The 21,939-nt window shown below is 56.1% G+C and carries 25 protein-coding genes; 6 read left to right on the forward strand and 19 right to left on the reverse strand.

What is annotated here, in order from left to right:
- Window positions 1–32 precede the first annotated feature (32 nt).
- The 16 genes from lpxB to LB462_RS07735 all read right to left on the reverse strand — a co-directional run bounded on the left by lpxB (window position 33) and on the right by LB462_RS07735 (window position 14,815).
- Window positions 33–1,211, reverse strand: coding sequence for a lipid-A-disaccharide synthase (lpxB, locus tag LB462_RS07660; protein WP_224506706.1), 1,179 nt, complete (start codon window positions 1,209–1,211; stop codon window positions 33–35).
- The gene (locus LB462_RS07665; RefSeq protein WP_224506707.1) at window positions 1,211–2,104 is read right to left on the reverse strand and encodes an LpxI family protein; all 894 of its coding nucleotides are present in this window, start codon (window positions 2,102–2,104) and stop codon (window positions 1,211–1,213) included. The genes lpxB and LB462_RS07665 overlap by 1 nt, the downstream gene beginning before the upstream one ends.
- On the reverse strand, window positions 2,088–2,915 hold the full coding sequence (gene lpxA / locus LB462_RS07670; protein WP_224506708.1) for an acyl-ACP--UDP-N-acetylglucosamine O-acyltransferase: 828 nt from the start codon (window positions 2,913–2,915) through the stop codon (window positions 2,088–2,090). Before lpxA ends, LB462_RS07665 begins: the two co-directional genes overlap by 17 nt.
- A gap of 8 nt (window positions 2,916–2,923) precedes the next feature.
- Window positions 2,924–3,409 carry a 3-hydroxyacyl-ACP dehydratase FabZ gene (fabZ, locus tag LB462_RS07675; protein WP_112529286.1) on the reverse strand — a complete coding sequence of 162 codons (486 nt, stop codon included), beginning with the start codon at window positions 3,407–3,409 and terminating at the stop codon, window positions 2,924–2,926.
- Window positions 3,402–4,457, reverse strand: a complete 1,056-nt coding sequence (lpxD, locus tag LB462_RS07680) for a UDP-3-O-(3-hydroxymyristoyl)glucosamine N-acyltransferase (protein ID WP_224506709.1) — start codon at window positions 4,455–4,457, stop codon at window positions 3,402–3,404. The genes fabZ and lpxD overlap by 8 nt, the downstream gene beginning before the upstream one ends.
- A gap of 53 nt (window positions 4,458–4,510) precedes the next feature.
- Window positions 4,511–6,886: an outer membrane protein assembly factor BamA gene (gene bamA, locus LB462_RS07685; RefSeq protein ID WP_224506710.1), complete on the reverse strand. Its 2,376-nt coding sequence runs from the start codon at window positions 6,884–6,886 to the stop codon at window positions 4,511–4,513.
- A gap of 229 nt (window positions 6,887–7,115) precedes the next feature.
- The gene (gene rseP, locus LB462_RS07690) at window positions 7,116–8,255 is read right to left on the reverse strand and encodes an RIP metalloprotease RseP (protein WP_224506711.1); all 1,140 of its coding nucleotides are present in this window, start codon (window positions 8,253–8,255) and stop codon (window positions 7,116–7,118) included.
- Between the two features lie 43 nt (window positions 8,256–8,298).
- The gene (locus LB462_RS07695) at window positions 8,299–9,120 is read right to left on the reverse strand and encodes a phosphatidate cytidylyltransferase (protein ID WP_224506712.1); all 822 of its coding nucleotides are present in this window, start codon (window positions 9,118–9,120) and stop codon (window positions 8,299–8,301) included.
- The gene (locus tag LB462_RS07700; protein WP_224506713.1) at window positions 9,117–9,836 is read right to left on the reverse strand and encodes an isoprenyl transferase; all 720 of its coding nucleotides are present in this window, start codon (window positions 9,834–9,836) and stop codon (window positions 9,117–9,119) included. Before LB462_RS07700 ends, LB462_RS07695 begins: the two co-directional genes overlap by 4 nt.
- Window positions 9,837–9,982: 146 nt before the next feature.
- On the reverse strand, window positions 9,983–10,543 hold the full coding sequence (gene frr / locus LB462_RS07705; RefSeq protein ID WP_112529298.1) for a ribosome recycling factor: 561 nt from the start codon (window positions 10,541–10,543) through the stop codon (window positions 9,983–9,985).
- 43 nt (window positions 10,544–10,586) lie between these two features.
- A complete protein-coding gene (pyrH, locus tag LB462_RS07710) occupies window positions 10,587–11,309 on the reverse strand; it encodes a UMP kinase (RefSeq protein WP_112529300.1) in 723 nt (240 codons plus the stop codon).
- A gap of 88 nt (window positions 11,310–11,397) precedes the next feature.
- Window positions 11,398–12,321: a translation elongation factor Ts gene (tsf, locus tag LB462_RS07715; protein WP_224506714.1), complete on the reverse strand. Its 924-nt coding sequence runs from the start codon at window positions 12,319–12,321 to the stop codon at window positions 11,398–11,400.
- Window positions 12,322–12,439: 118 nt separating this feature from the next.
- Window positions 12,440–13,246, reverse strand: coding sequence for a 30S ribosomal protein S2 (gene rpsB, locus LB462_RS07720; protein WP_224506715.1), 807 nt, complete (start codon window positions 13,244–13,246; stop codon window positions 12,440–12,442).
- A gap of 190 nt (window positions 13,247–13,436) precedes the next feature.
- Window positions 13,437–13,703 (reverse strand): type II toxin-antitoxin system RelE family toxin, encoded by a 267-nt coding sequence (locus LB462_RS07725; protein WP_224506716.1) that lies wholly within the window; start codon window positions 13,701–13,703, stop codon window positions 13,437–13,439.
- Entirely contained in the window at window positions 13,687–13,914 is a 228-nt protein-coding gene (gene relB, locus LB462_RS07730; RefSeq protein ID WP_224506717.1) for a type II toxin-antitoxin system RelB family antitoxin, read from the reverse strand. Before relB (LB462_RS07730) ends, LB462_RS07725 begins: the two co-directional genes overlap by 17 nt.
- 79 nt (window positions 13,915–13,993) lie before the next feature.
- On the reverse strand, window positions 13,994–14,815 hold the full coding sequence (locus tag LB462_RS07735) for a cell envelope integrity EipB family protein (RefSeq protein ID WP_112529306.1): 822 nt from the start codon (window positions 14,813–14,815) through the stop codon (window positions 13,994–13,996).
- Between the two features lie 119 nt (window positions 14,816–14,934).
- Between LB462_RS07735 and LB462_RS07740 the strand changes: the two genes are divergently transcribed.
- From LB462_RS07740 to LB462_RS07765, 6 genes are read left to right on the forward strand one after another with little or no spacing between them, the layout of a single operon-like run.
- Entirely contained in the window at window positions 14,935–15,399 is a 465-nt protein-coding gene (locus LB462_RS07740) for a RidA family protein (RefSeq protein ID WP_224506718.1), read from the forward strand.
- A 2-nt stretch (window positions 15,400–15,401) separates the two neighbouring features.
- Entirely contained in the window at window positions 15,402–16,121 is a 720-nt protein-coding gene (locus tag LB462_RS07745) for a glycerophosphodiester phosphodiesterase family protein (RefSeq protein ID WP_224506719.1), read from the forward strand.
- A gap of 53 nt (window positions 16,122–16,174) precedes the next feature.
- On the forward strand, window positions 16,175–16,402 hold the full coding sequence (relB, locus tag LB462_RS07750) for a type II toxin-antitoxin system RelB family antitoxin (RefSeq protein WP_224506720.1): 228 nt from the start codon (window positions 16,175–16,177) through the stop codon (window positions 16,400–16,402).
- A complete protein-coding gene (locus tag LB462_RS07755; RefSeq protein ID WP_224506721.1) occupies window positions 16,386–16,655 on the forward strand; it encodes a type II toxin-antitoxin system RelE family toxin in 270 nt (89 codons plus the stop codon). Before relB (LB462_RS07750) ends, LB462_RS07755 begins: the two co-directional genes overlap by 17 nt.
- A 33-nt stretch (window positions 16,656–16,688) precedes the next feature.
- Window positions 16,689–17,873 (forward strand): GNAT family N-acetyltransferase, encoded by a 1,185-nt coding sequence (locus LB462_RS07760; protein WP_224506722.1) that lies wholly within the window; start codon window positions 16,689–16,691, stop codon window positions 17,871–17,873.
- Between the two features lie 11 nt (window positions 17,874–17,884).
- Window positions 17,885–18,310: an HIT family protein gene (locus LB462_RS07765; RefSeq protein ID WP_224506723.1), complete on the forward strand. Its 426-nt coding sequence runs from the start codon at window positions 17,885–17,887 to the stop codon at window positions 18,308–18,310.
- On the opposite strand, the gene LB462_RS07770 is transcribed toward LB462_RS07765, so the two are convergent.
- The 3 genes from LB462_RS07770 to clpA all read right to left on the reverse strand — a co-directional run bounded on the left by LB462_RS07770 (window position 18,302) and on the right by clpA (window position 21,937).
- Window positions 18,302–18,649, reverse strand: coding sequence for an AzlD domain-containing protein (locus LB462_RS07770; RefSeq protein ID WP_224506724.1), 348 nt, complete (start codon window positions 18,647–18,649; stop codon window positions 18,302–18,304). The genes LB462_RS07765 and LB462_RS07770 overlap by 9 nt on opposite strands.
- Window positions 18,646–19,401 (reverse strand): AzlC family ABC transporter permease, encoded by a 756-nt coding sequence (locus tag LB462_RS07775; protein ID WP_224507100.1) that lies wholly within the window; start codon window positions 19,399–19,401, stop codon window positions 18,646–18,648. The genes LB462_RS07770 and LB462_RS07775 overlap by 4 nt, the downstream gene beginning before the upstream one ends.
- Window positions 19,402–19,468: 67 nt before the next feature.
- On the reverse strand, window positions 19,469–21,937 hold the full coding sequence (clpA, locus tag LB462_RS07780; RefSeq protein ID WP_224506725.1) for an ATP-dependent Clp protease ATP-binding subunit ClpA: 2,469 nt from the start codon (window positions 21,935–21,937) through the stop codon (window positions 19,469–19,471).
- Between the last annotated feature and the right edge of the window lie 2 nt (window positions 21,938–21,939).

Raw genomic sequence — 21,939 nt, forward strand, 5'->3', positions numbered from 1 at the left:
AAAAGGCGCCCATCCGGCGCCTTTTTTATTGGTCATTTGCGTGAAGCAAATTCCAGCACTTTTTCTGCGGCAATCTCCCCGGCGGGACGCTCAGTCTGCATTAGCTTCGCAACCTTGTCGAAACTTTCAAGCTGTGCGGCGCGCCGATGACCCGGAACTAGCAATTGCTCGATTTGACGGGCAATGGGGCCGGATCGGACAAAAATATTGAAATATTCCGGAACAACCGGCTCGTCTGCGATGATATTTGGAAGCGCCGCACTCCATACCTTGATCCTTGGCGCAATAAATGTCCGCGCCAGCCAGTCGGGCTTGTAGGAAAGGACTGTGGGAATACGCGCCAGCGCCAGTTCCAGCGAAACGGTTCCGGAGGCGGCAAGCGCTGCGTCGGCCTCAGCAAATGCTTTCAATCTCTCCGCCTCACCCACAACGATGCGAGGCTTCACCTTCCAGCTTGCGGTCAATTGCCGGACGAGTGGCTCGACCTTCGGCAGCGTCGGCAGAACGACGTTGATGCGATTGCCACGGTTTGCCAAAAGATCGACGGTCTCGCCAAATGGTTCGACGAGACTGATGATTTCAGAGCGGCGAGAGCCCGGCAGTACAACAAGGTTCTTCTCTACCCGATCACCCAGGCTAGCGTCGCGCACGCGATTTTGTTTTGCGGCTTCCAGCAACGGTACATGCGATACCAGCCTGTGCCCGACATAGGTCGCAGGCGGGCCATCCAGATCCTTCAGGGCCTGCACCTCAAACGGCAGGATCGCCAGCACATGATCGATATAGGCGCGCATTGCCTTGGCGCGTTCCGGTCTCCAGGCCCACACCGAAGGGCTGATGTAGTTGACGATCGGGATCGAAGGATCAGCCGCCCTCACCTTGCGCGCGACGCGATGGGTAAAATCCGGACTGTCGATGATCACCAGACAATCTGGCTTCGCTGCGACGATTGCCGTCGAAAGCTGCGAGATCCGGTGCAGAAGTTGCGGCAGCTTTTGAACAATGGCACTCAGGCCAACGAGCGCGATTTCATGCTGATCGAACAGGCTGTCGAGCCCGAGTGCGGCAAGATGCTCGCCGCCGACACCGGTGAGCGTCACCTCGCCTGCATATTGCCGGCGCAGCGCTTGAACCAGATCGGCGCCCAGCAAATCCCCGGACTCTTCCCCCGTGACAATGGCAAGGCGCAAGGGTTTCGGCGCGGCAGTCATCAGGAGGGTTCCTGCTCAAAGGTCTCGATGAATAGTCCGGCTTTGTCGGCGGCGGCAATAGTTTCGCCGTAACCGAGGATCAATGTGCGACGCGCCTCAATGGCAATGCCCTTGAGCCCCGCCCTGACAGCATTCTCCACGGTGCTTACACCGATGGCCGGCAGGTCAGCGCGCACTTCCTGTTGCGGCTTGGCGCATTTGACCAGAACGCCACCCTTGCGATTGATACGCTTGGCATGCCGCAACTCCGCCACACGTTGCAGCATGGCATCGGTACCTTCGACGCCTTCCAGCGCTACGACACGCCGTCCGATGGCGATTGCGGCTTGACCGATATCAAGTGAGCCGATCATGATTGCAGCCTGCCGCGCCGCATTCATATTGGCGACGCTTTCTTGGTCGGCTCGTTTGCGCGTGAGCGTGCCGGGAGCTGGCGCAAGGATGTCCGGAACGATTTCGTGGGCGCCGAGAACGCGAAAACCATAGGATTCGATTGTCGCGATTACGGCGCGCAACAGACCGTCATCACCCAACCGGAACGCCCGCAGGAAACGATAAAGCGCAACCAGATTGCCGTTTCCCGGTCGAAGTGCCGCGCGGAACTCCGGTCTGTGACGAATGCCGCCCGCGAGGACAACATTGGAAATGCCTTCGGCCTTGAGGATTTTGACCAGGCCGCCGAGTTCGACAATCGAAATCTCGGCATGCTCACCCTCATAGAGCTCAGGTTCCGCCTCGCCTTTGATCGCAACAATCAGGGGATTGCCGCCAAGCTTCCGCAGACTTTCGGCGACCGCGACAGGAAGTTGGCCATTGCCGGCGACAATGGCGGTCCGTCCCGCTATGGGCGGCTGCACAGCAGTCGATGGCGGTGTTTTAGCTGTTGTCGTCACTGTCACTGATCTCGATTGCGGAATCGAGTGGCGGCGTACAATAGGCACGCTTGGTATCAGTGGTGATGAAATCGACCAGATCGGCTACGGCGGGCGAATCCGGGAATGCCACGCGCACATCATCTGCACGGCTCTTGATCGATTTCGTGCGGTCGAACAGCATGCGAACCGCATGCCGCAGATTGTGGATTTCCGGACGCGCCATCCCCGATCGTTTCATCCCGATGATATTCAACCCGCCGAGATAGGCGTGGTTGCCAATAGCCATACCATACGGAACGAGATCGCTTGCCAAGGCAGCAAGACCGCCAATGAAGGCATGATGCCCGACACGTACGAACTGATGAATACCCGCACCGCCGCCAATGATGACATTATTGCCGATGGTGACGTGCCCGCCGATCATCACATTGTTGGAGAAGGTGACATTGTCGCCAATCACGCAATCATGCGCCACATGCGCATAAGCCAGGAACATGCAATTGTCGCCGATCGTGGTAATGCCGCGGCTGCCATCCGTACCGCGATGCATGGTCACGCCTTCGCGGATCACGCAGTTCTTGCCGATGACGAGTGTCGTATAGCCGCCCTTGTGCTTGGTATTTTGCGGGTCGCCGCCAAGAACAGCATTGGGATAGACCTTGGAACCGCTTCCAAGCGTCGTCGGCCCCATGATGGTGACGTGGCTGATGAGTTCGACGTCATCGCCAATAACGGCTTCAGATCCGATGTGGCAAAATGGTCCGACAGATACCCTGTCTCCGATTTTTGCGCCCTGCTCGATAATAGACGACTGATGAATGCGAGACATAAAAGGGTTCAGACTCCAGACTCGTCTTCATCGGGAAAGCCGACCATGGCAGCAACTTCCGCTTCGGCAACCTTCACGCCGTCAACTTCGGCTATACAAGCATATTTGTGGATGCTGCCGCGCTGCTTCAGCTTCGTCACCCGCAGCTTCAGTTGGTCGCCAGGAACGACTGGCTTGCGGAACTTGGCATTATCGATGGTCATGAAGAAGACCTTGCCCGGCTTGCCGCTGCCATTGTGAAAGAGCACGATCGCGCCGGCAGTCTGAGCCATGGCCTCGATGATCAAAACACCCGGCATGATCGGCAGCTCGGGAAAATGACCGGCAAAATGCGGCTCGTTGATGCTGACATTCTTGATGCCGGTAGCCGATACGTCACGGTCGATATCGACGATGCGATCGATCAGCAGAAATGGATAACGATGTGGCAGATTCGCCAGAAGTTTCTGGATGTCCGCAACTCCGAGGCTCTCCACTTTCACATTATCACTCATCTGAACCGCTCTCCTTCTTGGTTCGCGTCATCGCACGCACGCTCGCGATTTCACGGAACCACTGCTTGAACGGCTGAGCAGGCGCGCCAGCCCACCTCTCGCCGTCCGGTATATCGTTCATCACGCCGCTCGCCGCAGCGATCTCGACGCGTGAACCAATGTTGACATGATCCTTGATCCCGACGCTTCCACCGAGCATCGTCATGTCACCAAGGACCACACTGCCCGAAATGCCACACTGCGCAGCAATAACGCAATGCCGCCCTATACGCACATTATGGGCGATTTGCACGAGATTATCGATTTTCGTGCCTTCACCGATAGTCGTGTCAGCCAGAGCACCACGATCGACCGTTGTATTGGCGCCGATCTCGACATTGTCCTGAATAATGACGCGGCCGAGTTGCGGCATCTTGTCGAGCCCAGCTCTGCCAGGCACATACCCAAAGCCATCCTGGCCAATTCTTACACCCGGATGCAACAAGACGCGATTACCCAAAAATGCGTACTGAACCGAGCAACTCGGAGCGATATAGCAATCGCGACCAATCTTGCAGCCATTGCCGATGACGACATTGGCGGCAATAACAGTGCCGGAACCGATGGAAACATTGCTGCCTATAATGGCGCCCGGTTCAATCGTAACGTCAGTTTCGATCTCTGCGGACGGATGGACAATCGCGTGGGTCGATATACCGGTCTGTCCGCTCCACAAATGCGCATTGACGGCATTGGGATAGAGCGCGCGGCCAATGGCAGCAAAATCCTGCTGCGGATGACGGGTTACGATGATGGCGACGTTCTTGGGAACGCTTGCCTTTATTTCGTCGGTACACAATACGCCGGCAGCCTTCAAGTTGCCGAGATCCAGGGCGTGTTTCTTGCTTTCGATAAATACGACTGCATCGGGACCAGAATCCGAAAGCGAAGCCAGCCGCTTGACCGGCCGATTTGCCAATGAACTGTCCACGAGAACGCCATTGGTCAGACCTGCGATCTGACCAATTGTCACGTTCAACAGTGGCTCATAAAAGATAGGATCGGCCATCGGCTACTTTCTCCCCCGGGGAAACTTGCTCCCCCCGGGAGGTCAGCAATCTATCAGAACTTGCTCGACATGCCGAAGTTGAAATTCTGAACCTGATCGCCTTCAACCTTTTTGACCGGCACAGCATAATCGAAGCGCAGCGGACCGAATGGAGACGCCCACATGATACTGGCACCGACCGATGCACGCCATTCCATTTCGGTTGAACCTTGAGCCTCCGGAAGATCATTCCCGTAGAGCGTCGCGGCGTCAGCAAATACAGCACCACGAATACCGATGCTCTCCGGAACAACAGGCATCGGGAACTGCGTCTCCAGCGATCCGCTGAAGTAAGTATTACCACCAAGGAAGCTGCCGTCGGCGTCAAGGCCTGGGGTCAAATCACGAGGACCTATACCAGCATATTTGAAACCGCGGATCATCTCACTGTTGTTCTTGAACAGGTCGAACACCCGCAGATCTTCGTCGCCGAAACCAGCGATATAACCCGCGCCAACACCGACCAGGCCAACAATGTCCATCTCATCGGACAGCGTCTTGTAATACTGACCTTTGAACGTGGTCTTCAGGAAGTTGGCGTCACCGCCGATACCAGCATATTCCTGATTGAACCTCGCGTAGATACCGTCATGTGGGTTCTTTGTATCGTCGATCGTATTATACGTCAGCGACCAGCTTACCGATGACTTGATCCAAGGGCTTTCGTCAGCCGCATCCGCAAACGCTTGCGATATCTCGCTAAGGTCCGGAGTGCCATCAGGATTCAGCGCATCGCCGTCAATCTCATACTTTTCCTCTGTGAGATTGTAGGCAACACCGGCCGTCAAATCATCGGTGATCGGCAGGCCGAAGCGGATGGTACCACCGGTCAGGTCCGTCTCGTACTTGTTGTTCACGCCAGACTGACGCTTGAAGATATCGAAGCCGGCTGCAATGCGCTGACCGAGGAAGTATGGCTCGGTAAACGACAGCGAATAGGAGCGGTTGTTATCAAGACCGCCGCCAGCGGCAATACGGACGTACTGGCCACGACCGAGGAAGTTGCGCTCGGTGATCGAGGCTTCCACCGTTGGCCCCGGGTTTTCACCACCGGTCGTATAACCGCCACCGATGGAGAATTCACCGGTCGATTTCTCGATGACGTCAACGACAAGCACAACCTGATCGGGCTGCGAACCGGGCGCCGTCGAGATGTTGACTGTCTGGAAGAATTGCAAAGCCTCTAGACGGCGCTTGGCACGCTGGATCAAAACCTGGTTGAAGGCATCGCCTTCACTGACATCGAATTCACGGCGGATGACGAAGTCGCGGGTCTTTTCATTGCCGCGGATTTCAATGCGCTCGACATAGGCGCGCGGGCCTTGATCGATGGCATAGGTCACGGAGATCGTGTGATTCTCGAAGTTGCGATCACCGCGTGGTTCAACCTTGGCGAAGGCGTATCCCTGACCGGCAACCTTCTCGGAAACCTTGATGATCGAGTCTTCGACTTCCTTGGCGTTGTAGGTATCGCCTTCCCGCGTCTTGACAAGGCCGTTCAACTGCGAGGTATCAACACCCTCGACCGAGCTTTCGATCTGAACGCCGCCGAACTTGTACTTCTCACCTTCTTCGACTGTGATGGTGATCGTGTAGTCGTTGGTGGCTGGATCGAGGTCAGCCGTGGAGGAGATCACACGGAAATCCGCGTAACCGCGATTGTAATAGAACCGGCGAAGCGCTTCCTCGTCTGCGCGAAGGCGATCTTCGCTGTAAACGTCGTTGCGTGTCAGCCAGGAAAGCGGAGTGGACCTTTTGGTCGAGATAACGTCGCTCAGGCGGCGATTGCCAAAGGCCTGATTGCCGACGAAATTGATCTTGGCAATCTTGGTGCGATCGCCTTCATTGATCTCGAACACAACATTGACGCGTCCTTCGCCCAGATCCATCGTCCGGCCGGAGACCGTGGCATCGCTGCGGCCAACATTGCGGTAGGCGGCACGTACAGCCTCGACATCGGCATCAAGCGTCGCCTGGTCGAAAGCGGCGCGCGGCTTCAACTGCACAGCATTTTGCAGCGCAGGATCCTTGATCTTCTTGTTGCCCTGGAAAATGACCTGGTTGACGACCTGATGCTCATTGACCTGAACGATCAATGTTCCACCCGACTGGCTGATACGCACATCGCTGAACAGGCCGGTGCCGAACAGACGCTTGGTTGCCGCATCGATGTCTGCATTGGAAAAAGGCTTGCCGGGCGTAATCCCCAGATTGTCGCGAACCGTCTGGGCATCCACACGTGTGTTACCGCGCACTTCAATGCGGCTTACTGTTGCCGCCTGTGCTACTGTTACGCCTGCCACCGTGGTTACGATTGCACCCGAACTCACAAGAGCCGCTGATATGGCGAGCGCTGACGCTGCACCAACAAATTTTGAACTTGCCGCCATAGGCCTTATGAACCTTCGTTTCTCGTTGTCCCCGGGCGAGACCCCGGAATAAGCACTTACTCGCACACCGTCATAGCCGGTTTTTACATACACGCAAGGCTTACGGTTAAAATCTGTTTACTTCACAAGAAAGCGTGGCATCCATGCCACGCCAATCGAAGCTTATAGTAAACAGATCATGTCGCTTGACCAGCCAGCGCCTCAAATTTTCATCAATGTTTAACGTTTGCTACCGGCAAGCAAAAAGATCGTTAAACACGACAAACCCCATGAATCCTAAGACTAAAAAGAATCCGGCGCGAAAGAAAATCTCTTGGACAACCGGCCTGACAGGCCTGCCAATGACGGCTTCAGCTGCATAGAAGACCAGATGCCCGCCATCAAGAGGCGGCAAGGGAAACAAATTGAGCAGGCCGATACCGATGGACAGCATCGCCGTTAGCTGGATAAGCCAATCAACGCCCTGGCTCGCCGCTTGCCCTGCCATTGTGGCGATCTTGACAGGCCCTCCCAATTGGCACTTGTCTTCACGACCTGCGAAAAACCTGCTGAAAAACTGACCGGTGCGAGCGATGATAAACCCGCTTTCACGCACAGCCTGAACAACTGATTCGACAGGGCCGTATTCGATCCGCCGGAAGTTCCCCAACTCCTGATTGTTGACCACGCCGATCACTGCAATCTTGACGGTGTTCCCCAGCGGGTCCTTTTGCTCTAGCAGCTCGGGTGTCGCGGTCAGCTGGACTTCCTGGCCCTTGCGTTCCACCACGAAATTCAGGGCATCTCCGGCTCGCGAGGACACATGGCGCTGAACGTCCGAAAAGGTTTCGACTTTGTCGCCGTCTACGCTGATGAAACGGTCGCCGGGCTGGAATCCGGCAATTGCTGCAGGGCCACCGGGGCGGACTTCCGCTACCATAGGGTCCGCGACCATCTTGCCATAAAGAGAGAAGAACACCGAAAAAATGGCAACGGTAAGCAATATGTTGAACGCTGGTCCGGCAAAGACGGTAGCGGCGCGCTTCCAGACCGGCTGGGTATGAAAGGCAACAGCCCGCTCTTCCGGGGTCATCGCAGCAGCCGGCGTTCCTACGGAGCTGGATACGCCCTCGTCGCCGGCAAATTTGACGTACCCGCCGAGCGGAATTGCCGAAAGCTTCCAGCGCGTGCCCTTGCGATCGGTAAACCCGATCAACTCTGGCCCGAAGCCGACGGAGAATGCCTGGACACCAATTCCGCACCACCGACCGACAAGGTAGTGACCCATTTCGTGGACGAAAACCACGACAGTCAGAACAATCAGGAACGGCAGAATCGTCCCGATCAAAACGCTCTGGGTACCAAAGAGAGTATGCAGTGTTTCTATCAATATATCCTCCGGGCCAATCAGATGACCCTGTGGGTTCGCTCGTCTAGAAAAGAATGTCGTACGGCGTTTCCGGTGTCACCAGAATTGCCCCGATGACGTATAGCAATGCTGCGGCAGCTACAAGCCCGTCGACCCGGTCCATCACACCACCGTGACCGGGGATGAGCTGGCCGGAGTCCTTGATGCCAAATCGACGTTTCACCCATGATTCGCCAAGATCGCCGATCTGGGCGATGATCGACAATAAAAGCGCGATCAGCGGAACGGAAACGCTGCCCGCCGGCGTGATAAAGGCAGCAAAACCGACGCCGGCCGCTACCCCTGCGGCTGCACCGCCAATTGCACCTGACCAGGTCTTGTTGGGCGAGAAGCGCGGCGCTAGTTTTGGCCCGCCAAGCGCCCGTCCGTTGAAAAACGCAAAGATATCGGTCGCCCAGACGACGGCAAACAGGAACAGGATTGCCGCAAACCCATCGCCAGTGTCACCGCGCAACAATGTCAGCGCGATGGCTGGAAAGCCGGCGTAGATGAGACCGAATGCCGGCCAATAACCACTGGCCCGCCCGCCTATTGCTGCAACAAGCGCTGCGCCTGCGAACAGCACGCTGATCATCGTCAAGACATCTTGGGTGAAGAGAAGGACCACCATCACACAGATAAGGCACACCCAGGCCAGACCGCGGGTGACGGATGTTGACCGCCGGAATGTGATGAGTTGCCATTCGTAAAACACGCTCAAACCTATCGCGCAGGCCAGAATACCGAAGGCGAATCCGCCGAGCGAGGTAAGAACAACCGCAATGACGATAAGGACAATCGCGCTCAGAATGCGTTTTTGCAGATTGGAAAGACCATTAAAGGTCACAGGGCGATTTCCTGCGCCGCCACACCGCCGAAGCGTCGTTCGCGCATCTGGAACGTTTCTATGGCCTCGGCCAGATGGGAAGGCCGGAAGTCGGGCCAATAGCAGGGCAGGAACATGAATTCGGAATAGGCCGCCTGCCAGAGAAGGAAATTCGACAGGCGCATTTCGCCGCTGGTCCGGATAATCAGATCGGGATCAGGGATATCGGCCGTATCCAGCCGCACTGATATGGCCTCGGGCGTAATGTCTTCGTGGGCGATAACACCCGATGCAACGTCCGCAACCAGGCGCTGAACGGCACGGGTTATTTCATTGCGTGAACCATAGTTAAAGGCAATAACCAGCGTGAGCCCGGTATTTCTGACCGTCAGCGTTTCCGCTTCGTCGAGAAGGCCACGAATATCCTTGGCCAGATCCTGCCGTTCTCCAATGATCCGCACCCGGACATTCTCTCTGTGCAGATCAGCGAGATCGCGTCTGATGAAGAGTTTCAGAAGTCCCATGAGATCGGTGACTTCCGAGCGCGGCCGCGACCAGTTTTCGGACGAGAACGCAAACAGCGTCAGGAAAGGTATATCAATCTTGCCCGCGGCGCGGATAACCTCACGCAGCGAATCGACGCCGGCCTTATGGCCCGCCGTCCGCGGCAGTCCCCTCGCCTTTGCCCAACGGCCATTTCCATCCATGATGATGGCAATGTGGCGCGGATTGGACATTGGCTTCGACCTCCAGTGGACTGATTACGCTATTGTCGGTTCAAACACTTTTGAGAATTTACCCTCATGAGGCGTGTGGGTTGGTATTCGAGAACCGGAGCACTGGAAACGCAACACATATCCATCAAGTGGTGATCAAAAGTTTCTCAAACCTGCATGATTTCCGCTTCTTTGACTGCAACGACTTTATCCATTTCTGTAATGGTGTCATCTGTCAGTTTCTGGACTTTTTCGGACAGGACACGATTGTCGTCCTGACTGATATCACCGTCCTTTTCCAATCTCTTCAATTCGTCCATACCGTCGCGGCGAACATGACGCGCTGCGACCTTGGCATGCTCGACATATTGATGGGCGATCTTGACCAGTTCCTTACGGCGCTGCTCGTTGAGTTCAGGCAACGGAATACGCAAATTGTTGCCGTCGGTAATCGGATTGAGGCCAAGGCCGGACTCCCGGATCGCGCGCTCAACCTTGCCCACCATCGACTTGTCCCAGACGGACACTGCAAGCATTCGCGACTCTGGCACGGTGATGTTGGCAACCTGATTGAGAGGCATCTGCGAACCATAGGCCTCGACAGTAATGGGCTCCAGCAGGCTTGCCGAAGCGCGACCGGTGCGCAGCCCGCCGAGATCGTGTTTCAGCGCCTGTATGGCACCGTCCATCCGGCGCTTCAGGTCGTTCAGATCGAGTGCATCACTCATGCTCAATGCTCCTTATTCTTGGCGGAACTGCCCGGCAGAACAATCAATGGTCCGATACGACCGTTGCTCGTCCTCTACCCTGTAGCACTTCTGCAAAACCACCCTTTTCGTGGATCGAATAGACGATTATTGGGATATTATTTTCACGTGCAAGAGCAACAGCTGTTGTATCCATCACCGCGAGCCCGCGATCCAGCACGTCCTTGTGGGTCAAATGATCAAACCGCACAGCATTTGGGTCTTTTTTAGGATCCGCCGAATAAATTCCGTCGACTTGGGTGCCCTTGAACAGGGCATCGGCCCCAATCTCTGCTGCACGCAGCGCAGCGGCGGAGTCTGTCGTAAAGAACGGATTGCCCGTGCCTCCGGCAAAGATCACAACCTTGCCCATGTCCATATATTCGGTCGCCAGCCGTTGCGAAAATGTCTCGCAGAATTCAGGCATGGTGACCGCTGAAAGGACAACAGTGTCGATGCCGATCTTGACCAGTGAAGTGCGCAGCGCCAGGGAGTTGATCACCGTTGCGAGCATGCCCATGTGGTCGCCGGTCACGCGGTCTCCGCCTTTGGAGGCAACTGCTACGCCGCGAAAGATATTGCCGCCGCCGATGACAACGCCAACCTGCACACCTAGCGCACGAGCTTCCGCAATATCGCTGGCAATTCGATCGGCGACGGCGACATCAATACCGAAGCCCTGATCGCCCATGAGAGCTTCCCCTGAGGCTTTGAGCACAACGCGTTTATAAACTGCCGTACCAGCCATGGAACCTTCCTCAACGTCGTTTCGAATTCCGGATACACGAAGGGCATCGCGTTGTCACGCGATGCCCTTTGATTTCAGTTGTCTAAGATTACTTCTTCACAGCTGCGGCAACTTCCGCTGCAAAATCGGTCTCTTCCTTCTCGATGCCTTCGCCAAGGGCGAAACGGACGAATGCCGTGATCTTGGCCGGTGCACCGATCGTCTTTTCCGCTTCTTTAAGAGCGGCCTCGACGGTCAGATCGGGATTGATGACGAAAGCCTGCGAGAGAAGCACAACTTCCTCGTAGAATTTGCGCAGCCGGCCTTCGACCATCTTCTCGATGATGTTTTCAGGCTTGCCCGACTGGCGGGCCGACTCTGTGAAGACCGCCTTTTCACGCTCGACAGCAGCTGGATCGACCTCAGCGGCAGTCAAGGCGAGCGGGTTGGTCGCCGCGACGTGCATTGCAACCTGGCGGCCGAAAGCCTGTGCGACGTCTGCGTTGCCGGCAGTTTCGATCGCTACCAGAACGCCGAGCTTGCCGAGACCGTCGGAAACTGCATTGTGAATATAGGTTGCAACAACGCCTTCGTTGACTGTCAGCGCTGCCGAACGGCGGAACGACAGGTTCTCACCGATCGTGCCAACGGCGTCCTTGATCGTGTCGACAACCGACTTGCCTGATGAGGGATAGGTCGCAGCGGCAACGGCAGCGGTCGAACCGTCAGTCGTCAATGCCACATTGGCAACGTTGCGGACAATGTCCTGGAACGCGTCGTTGCGGGCTACGAAATCGGTCTCGGAGTTGACCTCGACAACGACAGCCTTCTTGCCATTCGATGCGACGCCGACGAGACCTTCGGCAGCCGTACGCCCTGCCTTCTTGTCCGCCTTTGAAATACCTTTGGCACGCAGCCAATCGACAGCGGCCTCCATATCGCCATTAGTTTCAGTCAGGGCCGTTTTGCAGTCCATCATGCCGGCGCCGCTAATCTCGCGAAGTTCTTTTACTTGTGCAGCAGTAATGCTCATTCTAGTCGCCTCTTCTCAAAGCGAAGGCATACTGGGGAAACCAGCATGCCAACTTTGCGGCGCGCTATGCGCCAATCGAATCATTGTTAATCACCCGATACGACGGGTGTATGAAACCTCAAGCGGAGGCTTCACCTTCCTGAGCCGGAGCTTCTGCCGAAGCTTCGACCGGGGCTTCGAGCGCTGGCTCGACAGGAGCTTCTTCCTGTGCACCGATATCCATGCCCAGCGAACCCTGCTGACGCAGAATGCCATCAAGAGCAGCCTTGGCGACCAGGTCGCAATAAAGCGAAATCGCGCGCGATGCGTCATCATTGCCGGGGATCGGGAAATCGATCTGATCCGGATCGCAATTGCTGTCGATCACGGCGACAACCGGGATACCAAGACGCTTGGCTTCCTGGATGGCAATGGCTTCCTTATTGGTATCGATGATGAAAATGAGGTCCGGAACGGAACCCATGTTCTTGATACCGCCAAGTGCGCGGTTCAGCTTCTCGCGCTCACGGTCGAGGTTCAGGCGCTCCTTCTTGGTGAAGCCCTGCGCTTCGCCGGAAAGAAGTTCGTCAAGCTTGCGCAGACGCTGAATGGAATTCGAAATCGTCTTCCAGTTGGTCATCATGCCGCCGAGCCAGCGAGCATTGACGTAATACTGGGCCGAACGGGTTGCGGCATCGGCAATGATGTCCGAAGCCTGACGCTTGGTGCCAACGAACAGAACGCGGCCGCCACGGGCTACGGTGTCCGAAACCTTCTTCAGCGCTGTATTGAGCAGCGGATAGGTCTGGGCCAGGTCGAGAATGTGAATGTTGTTACGGGAACCATAAATGTATGGTGCCATTTTCGGGTTCCAGCGATGTGTCTGGTGGCCGAAGTGAACGCCAGCTTCTAGGAGCTGACGCATGCTGAAATCAGGCAATGCCATCTCTTGTATTTCCTTTTCCGGTTGAACCTCCACGGGAAGAGGCGGGAAACCCGCCACCGGAGGCCATATCGGATTTCTCCCGATATCAACCCAAATCCCGTGTGTGGAATGAAGCGGCTGTTAATGGAAAATTGCGCAATAAGCAAGTGCGAGGGCGATAAAAGCTGGTTCCGGTCATTTCTGATCACTTTTACCGATAGATATCACTACGATGACCCACCTCAAGGACCAACACTACAAACCGCCGCCCCTGCAAATCGCAGACAATGCGATAATTTCCCACTCTGTAACGCCACAGCCCACCGAGCGGACCGATGAGCACTTTGCCAAGCAGCCGCGGATCGTCGGCAACAGCAACGCGTTCCCGCAAATATGTCGAAATGCGTTTCGCTTCAAAGCGGTCGAGTTTGGAGAGTTGTTTGGTCGCTGTTGCAGATAATTCAATCCGCCAGACCAAGATCGCGTTCCACTTCGTCTAGAGAGTAAACGCGTTCCTCGCCCTTGCGGACTCGCTCTAGGACATCGGCGGCGAGGTAATAATCCTCCATATCATCCAGTCCATGCTCAATGATTTCACGGAGATAGAATGCTTTGCTGCGCCCCGTCTTGGACGCCAAAAGATCCAGTCGCTGTTCAATTTCAGGCGTTAAACGGATGGACGTAGGCATAAATCACCATGGCTGTATTCGATGTATTCAATGTATTCACATTGCCTGCAATAATCAAGTTAGCCCGTGTGCAACCGAACTACTTCGTGCACTTCGGGGCGTCGAATAGCTGCAGATTGACGAGCTTCCCTGTCATCGAGAAGTCGCCATAGTCCATCTTGAGATCGCGCGTCACGCCATTGCGATACATCTTGAAATTGATGCGGTAGCTCGGCAGCCCCTCCGTCTTCTCATTGTCGTCGAAATAAGCGATCGAAACCGGCCACGTCGTTTCTTTTGCCAGTGGGCCCATATTCTTTGTCTCGTCATCATCGGAAACCGCAGACTTGCCGATAACCACCGTCGTCGCCATCACCTTGTCGGCATCTTCCGATCCGTCGAACAGCTTTGTCTGATAGAAAACTTCCCCGGCCAACGCCTTGGAGATCAAATCCTGCATGTGGCGTGTAGGAAACTGTGACAGCTCCAGATCTTCTTTGCTTGCCTCCGGCTTTGTCAGCGAAATTTCCGTCTTGTCTTTGAGCAGGGCAGCGTCGCCGCGCACTTCCTTGGTCAAGCTCTGGTCAACAAATGTCTTGTTGACGAAGCGGAATTTGTCGCCGTTGCCCGACTCGAATGTTGTCGTCTGCTGGTCAGTCACCCGTTGAGGCTGTTCTTCCATGTCGACGCGGGTGACAAAGCGGAAATTCGTCGTATAGCCCTCGCAGTCCGAGCCGTTGAATTCATAAACCATGCGGCCCGTCAAACCCGTGATCCCGCTACTGTCCTGCGCACTATCCAGTTTGAGATCGTAAATGGCACGATGCGGAACAAGGGTCGCGGTTCCAGCCGCAAAAGCCATGGAGGAGCCGGTTAGGCCCAAGGCACCGAGACTGAAAACAACAACAGGTAGAACGCGCATCGACAAGATTCTCCAATATTTGAACGTGCATATTAAAATAACTCTTGGCGGAAGCGAGGCAAAAATCGCAACTTCTTGCACAATCCCTCGCGATTCCGAAAACATAAGGAAATTATCCCATGATCAGCACCATCGAAAAACGCCTGCAGGAGCTTGGCATCACGCTGCCTGTCGCAGCGGCACCGGCTGCGAATTACGTTCCATTCGCCCAGACCGGCTCACTTCTTCTGACGTCAGGGCAATTGCCGCTGGCAGGCGGAAAGCTCATTCACACCGGACTTTTGGGTGCCGAGCTGAACGTCGCACAGGGTCAGGAAGCGGCCAAAGCCTGCGCGATCAATATTCTGGCGCAGGCGAAAGCAGCGCTGGGCGATCTCGAACGGATTATGCGGATCGTGAAAATTACGGTGTTCGTCGCATCGACACCGGATTTCGTCGAACAGCACCTCGTCGCCAACGGCGCCTCGGATCTGCTCGTCGCCGTGTTGGGTGATGCAGGCCGTCACGCACGCTCGGCTGTGGGCACGGCCGCCCTGCCCCTGAACGCACCGGTCGAAATTGAAGCCATTATCGAGGTTCGTTGAACATGCCTTCTTTTGACTGGTTGAAAACCGTGCCGATCGCGCATCGTGGTTTGCACGATCTGAACAACAAGCGCTGGGAGAATACTTTGTCGGCGTTTGACGCCGCTGCAGGCGCCGGCTTTGCCATCGAATGCGATGTCCATCTCTCCGTCGACGGCAAGGCCATTGTTTTCCACGACGGCACGCTCGACCGGGTGACGGGCAGCAAAGGCAATATCGACGAGCTGACAGCCGAGCAAGCCGGCAAACTTCGTGTCGGCGGCACACAGGATCACGTGCCGACGCTAGCCCAAGCCCTGAGGTTGATAGACGGCCGCGTGCCCATTGTCATCGAACTCAAGGGAATTCCCGGGCGAGACGATGGTCTGGTAAGCGCGGTTGCCGATGATCTCGCCGAATATGACGGCCAGGCAGCGATCATGTCCTTCGATCATCACCTGATCCGCCGTTTCGGCAAAGACGCGCCGGGTATTCCCGCCGGACTGACTGCCGAGGGACTTCGCGATGAGGATATCGAAGCGCATTTTTCCATGCTGGCCTACGATATCGATTTCGTCTCCTACAACGTCCACCATCTGGAAAACCGTTTTGTCGAATTCGTCCGGGGAACGATGGACATGCCCGTCATCTCCTGGACGGTGAGAAGCTTCGCAGAAAAAACCGCCAGCGACGCCCTTGTCGATCAAATCACTTTTGAGGGATTTGATCCGCGGGCAGCTTGAGACAGGAGCGAGTTTCCTCTATATGGTATACACGTAAACCACTAGGATTTCCTATGAGCAAGCAAACAGCCATCAGACTTCCAGACGAGACCTACGAACGTCTTCAGTCGCTGGCTGCAAAGACCGGACGCACCGCCACATTCTACATGCGTCAAGCTATCGAAGAATATTTGGACGATCTCGAAGACTTGTATCTGGCAGAACAGGCCACGCTACGCTTGAATCGCGGTGAGGATCAGGTTCTAACCGCAGAGGAATTCTGGCGTGGCCTGGACGATTGAGTACACTCGGTCGGTTCAAAAATCACTCAAAAATCTCGATACACAAACGCGAGGACGAATTCGAAAGTTTCTGGATCAAAGAATTGCCAATCTGGACGATCCCCGCCAAACTGGAAAAGCACTTCAAGGTTCGGACCTTGGAAATTACTGGCGGTATCGCATTGGCGACTATCGCATCCTATGTGACCTGCAGGATCATCGGCTAATAGTGTTGGTTGTGGAAATCGGCCACCGGCGCGAGGTCTATCGCTAAACACTGTCCGGAGTCAGGAAGCTTATTTCAAAAATGCCAAATCTTGATCGAGGCGATTTCACCTTGCGCGTCTGCGATGGCATTGGCGCGTTCACGCAAACGGAGTGGTCAGAGCTTGCGGGGACATCGCGCGATGCGCCCGGTTACAATCCTTTCCTGTCGCATGCCTTCTTGTCTGCACTCGAAGATTCCGGTTGCGTCGCGCGCAAAGCGGGCTGGCTGCCGCAGTTTTTGCGTCTGGAAGATGATTGTGGCACTCTGATCGGTGCCGTCCCCTGCTATCTGAAGAGCCACAGCCAGGGCGAGTATGTCTTCGATCATGGTTGGGCCGATGCGTTCGAGCGGGCCGGCGGGCGCTACTATCCAAAACTACAGGCAAGCATTCCCTTCACCCCGGCGACGGGCCCACGTTTGCTGGTGCGGCGCGATCGGGATGGCGATGCGGTTCGGGCGGCTCTCGCCAATGGTCTGCGCCAGCTCACCATTCAACTCGGCGTTTCGTCAGCCCATTCCACCTTCGTCACTGAAACCGATCTGCCTGCCTTCACCGACGCGGATTTCCTGCATCGCATCGACCAGCAGTTCCATTTCTTCAACGAAGGTTATTCCACCTATGATGATTTTCTGGAAACGCTTGCCTCGCGGAAACGCAAGGCACTGAAAAAGGAACGCCGCGAGGCGCTCGCCGACGACATCAGCATCGACCGGCTAACCGGCGGCCAACTCACCCAGGAAATCTTTGATACTTTTTTTGCGTTCTACATGGATACCGGCAGCCGCAAATGGGGACGCCCCTATCTCAATCGCAAGTTTTACACGCTGATCGGCGAGCGCATGCCCGATGATATTGTGCTGGTGATGGCGCGGCGCGACGGGCGATACATTGCTGGAGCGATCAACTTCATCGGATCAGACCGGCTCTTCGGCAGGCATTGGGGCTGTATCGAAGATCACCGTTTTCTGCATTTCGAGGTCTGTTATCATCAGGCGATCGATTTCGCCATCGAACGGAAACTTCATGTGGTCGAGGCGGGTGCCCAGGGTGAGCACAAGCTTGCACGCGGATATCTGCCGGTAACGACGCACTCGGTGCACTATCTTGCCCACGCAGGATTGCGGCGCGCTATCGATGATTTTCTGCAGCGTGAACGCGAGGATGTTGCCTTGATGAGCCATGTTCTCAACGAGCACACGCCCTTCAAGAAATCTGACCAGTAAAGAGGTACGCCATGACCGCACCCTATGACGCAAACAACATATTCGCGAAGATCCTGCGTGGGGAAATTCCGTCGCACAAGCTCTACGAAGACGACGAAACCTATGCCTTCATGGACGTCATGCCCCAAGGCAAAGGTCATTGCCTTGCGATAACCAAGGCGCCGTTCCGCAATATTCTGGATGTTGACCAAGCCAGTCTGTCAGCCGTCATCACCACCACGCAGAAGCTCGCACGCGCGGTCAAAGCGGCCTTCGATGCCGATGGCGTCACTGTCATCCAGTTCAACGAACCGGCCGCCGGGCAGACGGTTTTCCACCTGCATTTCCATGTCATTCCGCGTTTTGACGGCGTCGCGCTGCGGCCGCATACCGGGGAGATGGAGGATCAGAACGTCCTCGCCGCAAACGCAGAGAAAATCAGGCAGGCTCTAGGCTAACAACAATCCGCAGAGCAGAACCGCTTCGCCGGCGATCACGCTGATGATCACACGTCTGCCGAGAGCGAGATATGCAACGAAGCCTGCTGCGGCTGCACCTGTCCGAAGAAACACCGAGGTCTCCGCTAGCGCCCCACTCGGGTAGAGGATCAATTGGGCGATGACCCCGGCGACAAGCGCCGTGGCGACGGCTCGCACTGCGATCAAAGCTTCGGACTCTTCACTGACCCGGCCACCGATAAACACGCCGATGAAGCGCCAGACATCGGTGGGCAACCATCCTGCAAGCAGGATAAACAGATAGGGCCACCACCAATCAGTCAGGCTCTGCCAGGTCATCCTGTGGCGCTCCTCTTGGCCAGATGCACGTAAGCCATGGTCACAATCCCTCCGACAACGCCGGTCAGTAACAGATCATAGGCAGGCGCGATCGAATGGATCACCGGAAAGAGCAGTAGGCCTGAAACCATGGCAACATGGACCGATCGATCGCGCGCCGAACCCCACAGCGACGTCAAAAAATACATTGGCGTCAAGAAGAACAACGCAGCGAAAACCATGGGCGGGAAATCGGTCGAGAGAACATAGACTACAGCCACCACGAGTGTGTTGGTCAACGTCAACGTAATACCCAGACCGGCAAAATAACTCGTTCGCATATCGCGTGGAACATGCTTGAGCCGGTCCATGCCCATTACCCAGGCGGTGACGGCAATGAAATGCGACAGAAACAGCAAGGTAATCTTCCGCGTCTTGGGCCCGCGCATTTCCGGCACGAAGGCCGCCACCATTGGCATCAGGCGGATCGACGACAGGCCGACAGCAATTGCCGCGCCGAATAGTGAATAACCGCCCGCAATTGCACCGATCAAGACGATATTGGCGGGAAGAGCCCAGATAATGGCGACCATGAACGTCGCCTGTAGCAGGGTAACGCCATTTTCACTGGCAAACCCGGCAAACCCCACATGCGCTGTCATCAGGATCAACGCAGGAATGCTTGTGATCAGAGATGCACCTGACAGAAACCACGAAAAACGGGTTCTCACGTTCTCATCCGCATGGTGGGAGGGCAATCCGGAATCAGCCATGCTTTCAGCGATAAACGGAAGAACGGATGCCATCAAGAAAAAGGCCACCCGAAGGTGGCCTTTTTGATTATTTCTTCCGAGGCACTTTTGGCACGGATGCCTTGGGTGGCAGCGAAGCGACGTTCCTGGTGGCCGACACATCGGCCCCGGCTTTTTCAAGCGGCTTCTTCGGTGCCGGCTTCTTCTTCGCCAATGGCTTCTTTTCGACCGGTATTTCCTTCTTCGGCTTCACCACGACTTCGTCGGCGATGTAGTCGAGAACCAGACCTTTCGAACCATCAGGCTTCTCGGCAACCGAAACGCGAACTGTTCCGCCCTTCTTCAGCCTGCCAAACAGCACCTCATCCGCCAGCGGCTTCTTGATGTGCTCCTGAATGACGCGGCCAAGCGGCCGCGCACCCATACGATCGTCGTAGCCCTTCTCGGCAAGCCAGGCGATGGCCTCCAGCTGAAGATCGAACGTCACGCCGCGGTCGGCAAGCTGTGCCTCGAGCTGAATGACGAACTTCTGCACCACCTGATGGATAACCGGAACCGGCAACGCACCGAACGGAATGATCGCATCGAGACGGTTGCGGAACTCCGGCGTGAACAGCCGGTTGATCGCTTCCATGTCATCGCCTTCACGACGCGACGAGCCGAAGCCGATTGCCGCTCTCGCCGCATCGGATGCGCCCGCATTGGTCGTCATGATCAGAATCACATTGCGGAAATCGATCTGCTTGCCGTTGTGATCAGTCAGCTTGCCATGATCCATGACCTGCAACAGGATATTGAACAGGTCCGGATGCGCCTTTTCGATTTCATCGAGCAGCAGCACGCAATGCGGGTGCTGATCGACGCCGTCGGTCAGAAGGCCGCCCTGATCGAAGCCGACATAACCGGGAGGTGCACCGAGCAAGCGCGATACCGTGTGGCGCTCCATGTATTCCGACATGTCGAAACGCAGGAGTTCCACACCGAGCGAGGCTGCCAATTGCTTGGCGACTTCGGTCTTGCCGACGCCGGTCGGACCGGAGAACAGGTAGGACCCGATCGGCTTTTCCGGCTCGCGCAGGCCGGCACGTGCCAGCTTGATCGAGGACGACAGTGCTTCGATGGCAAGATCCTGACCGTAGACAACGCGCTTCAGTTCCGCCTCGAGATTGGAGAGCACGGCTTCGTCATCTTTCGAAACAGTCTTCGGCGGGATGCGAGCCATCGTGGCGATGGTTGCCTCGATTTCCTTGACGCCGATCGACTTCTTGCGTTTCGCCTCCGGCAACAGCATCTGGCTGGCACCGGTCTCGTCGATGACATCGATCGCCTTGTCCGGCAATTTGCGGTCATTGATGTAGCGCGCTGAAAGTTCGACCGCCGACTTGATCGCCTCCACAGTGTACTTGACCTTGTGGAAGTCTTCGAAATATGGCCGCAGACCCTTCATGATCTCGATAGCATCGGGGATCGACGGTTCATTGACATCGATCTTCTGGAAACGCCGTACAAGCGCCCTGTCCTTCTCGAAGAACTGGCGAAACTCCTTGTAAGTCGTTGAACCGATGCAACGAATGGCACCCGTCGAAAGCGCTGGCTTCAAGAGATTGGAAGCGTCCATCGCACCACCGGACGTGGCCCCGGCACCGATAATCGTGTGGATTTCGTCGATGAACAGGATCGCGCCAGGAAACTCTTCGAGCTCCTTGATGACCTGCTTCAGACGTTCTTCGAAATCACCGCGATAGCGCGTCCCTGCAAGCAATGTGCCCATATCCAGCGAGAATACGGTCGCATCGCTGAGGACGCTTGGAACCTTGCCTTCGACAATGCGCTTGGCGAGACCTTCCGCGATGGCAGTCTTGCCAACGCCGGGATCGCCGACGTAAAGCGGATTGTTCTTCGAACGGCGGCAAAGGATCTGGATCGTCCGGTTGATCTCCTGATCACGGCCGATAAGCGGATCGATCTTGCCGGCCTTGGCGCGATCATTCAGGTTGATGCAGTAGGCCGACAGGGCGTCCTGCTTCTTCTTGGTCGCGCCTTCTTCCGACTCAGCGGCATGGCTGTCTTCGTTGGGGCTCTCGGCTCCGAGCGGGGTGCGCGGCTCCGAGGCGCCAGGGCGCTTGGAAATTCCATGGGAAATGTAGTTGACCGCATCGTAGCGGGTCATCTGCTGTTCCTGCAGGAAGAAAGCCGCATGGCTTTCGCGTTCGGCAAAAATAGCGACAAGAACGTTGGCTCCGGTCACTTCTTCGCGGTTGGAGGATTGGACGTGGATGACCGCACGCTGGATAACGCGCTGGAAAGCCGCAGTCGGCTTGGAATCCTCATCGTAACCGGTGACAAGGTTATCCAGTTCGTTGTCGACGTAGTCGGTCACAGTTCGCGTCAGTTGAGCCAAGTCGACATTGCACGCACGCATGACACTGCTTGCATCCTGATCATCGATCAGCGCGAGAAGCAGATGCTCCAGCGTCGCATATTCGTGATGATGCTCGTTGGCAATTGTCAGCGCCTGATGCAGGGCGCGCTCCAGACTAGGTGAGAAAGATGGCATGA

The organism is Phyllobacterium chamaecytisi, from assembly GCF_020164455.1.
GTDB lineage: Bacteria > Pseudomonadota > Alphaproteobacteria > Rhizobiales > Rhizobiaceae > Phyllobacterium > Phyllobacterium chamaecytisi.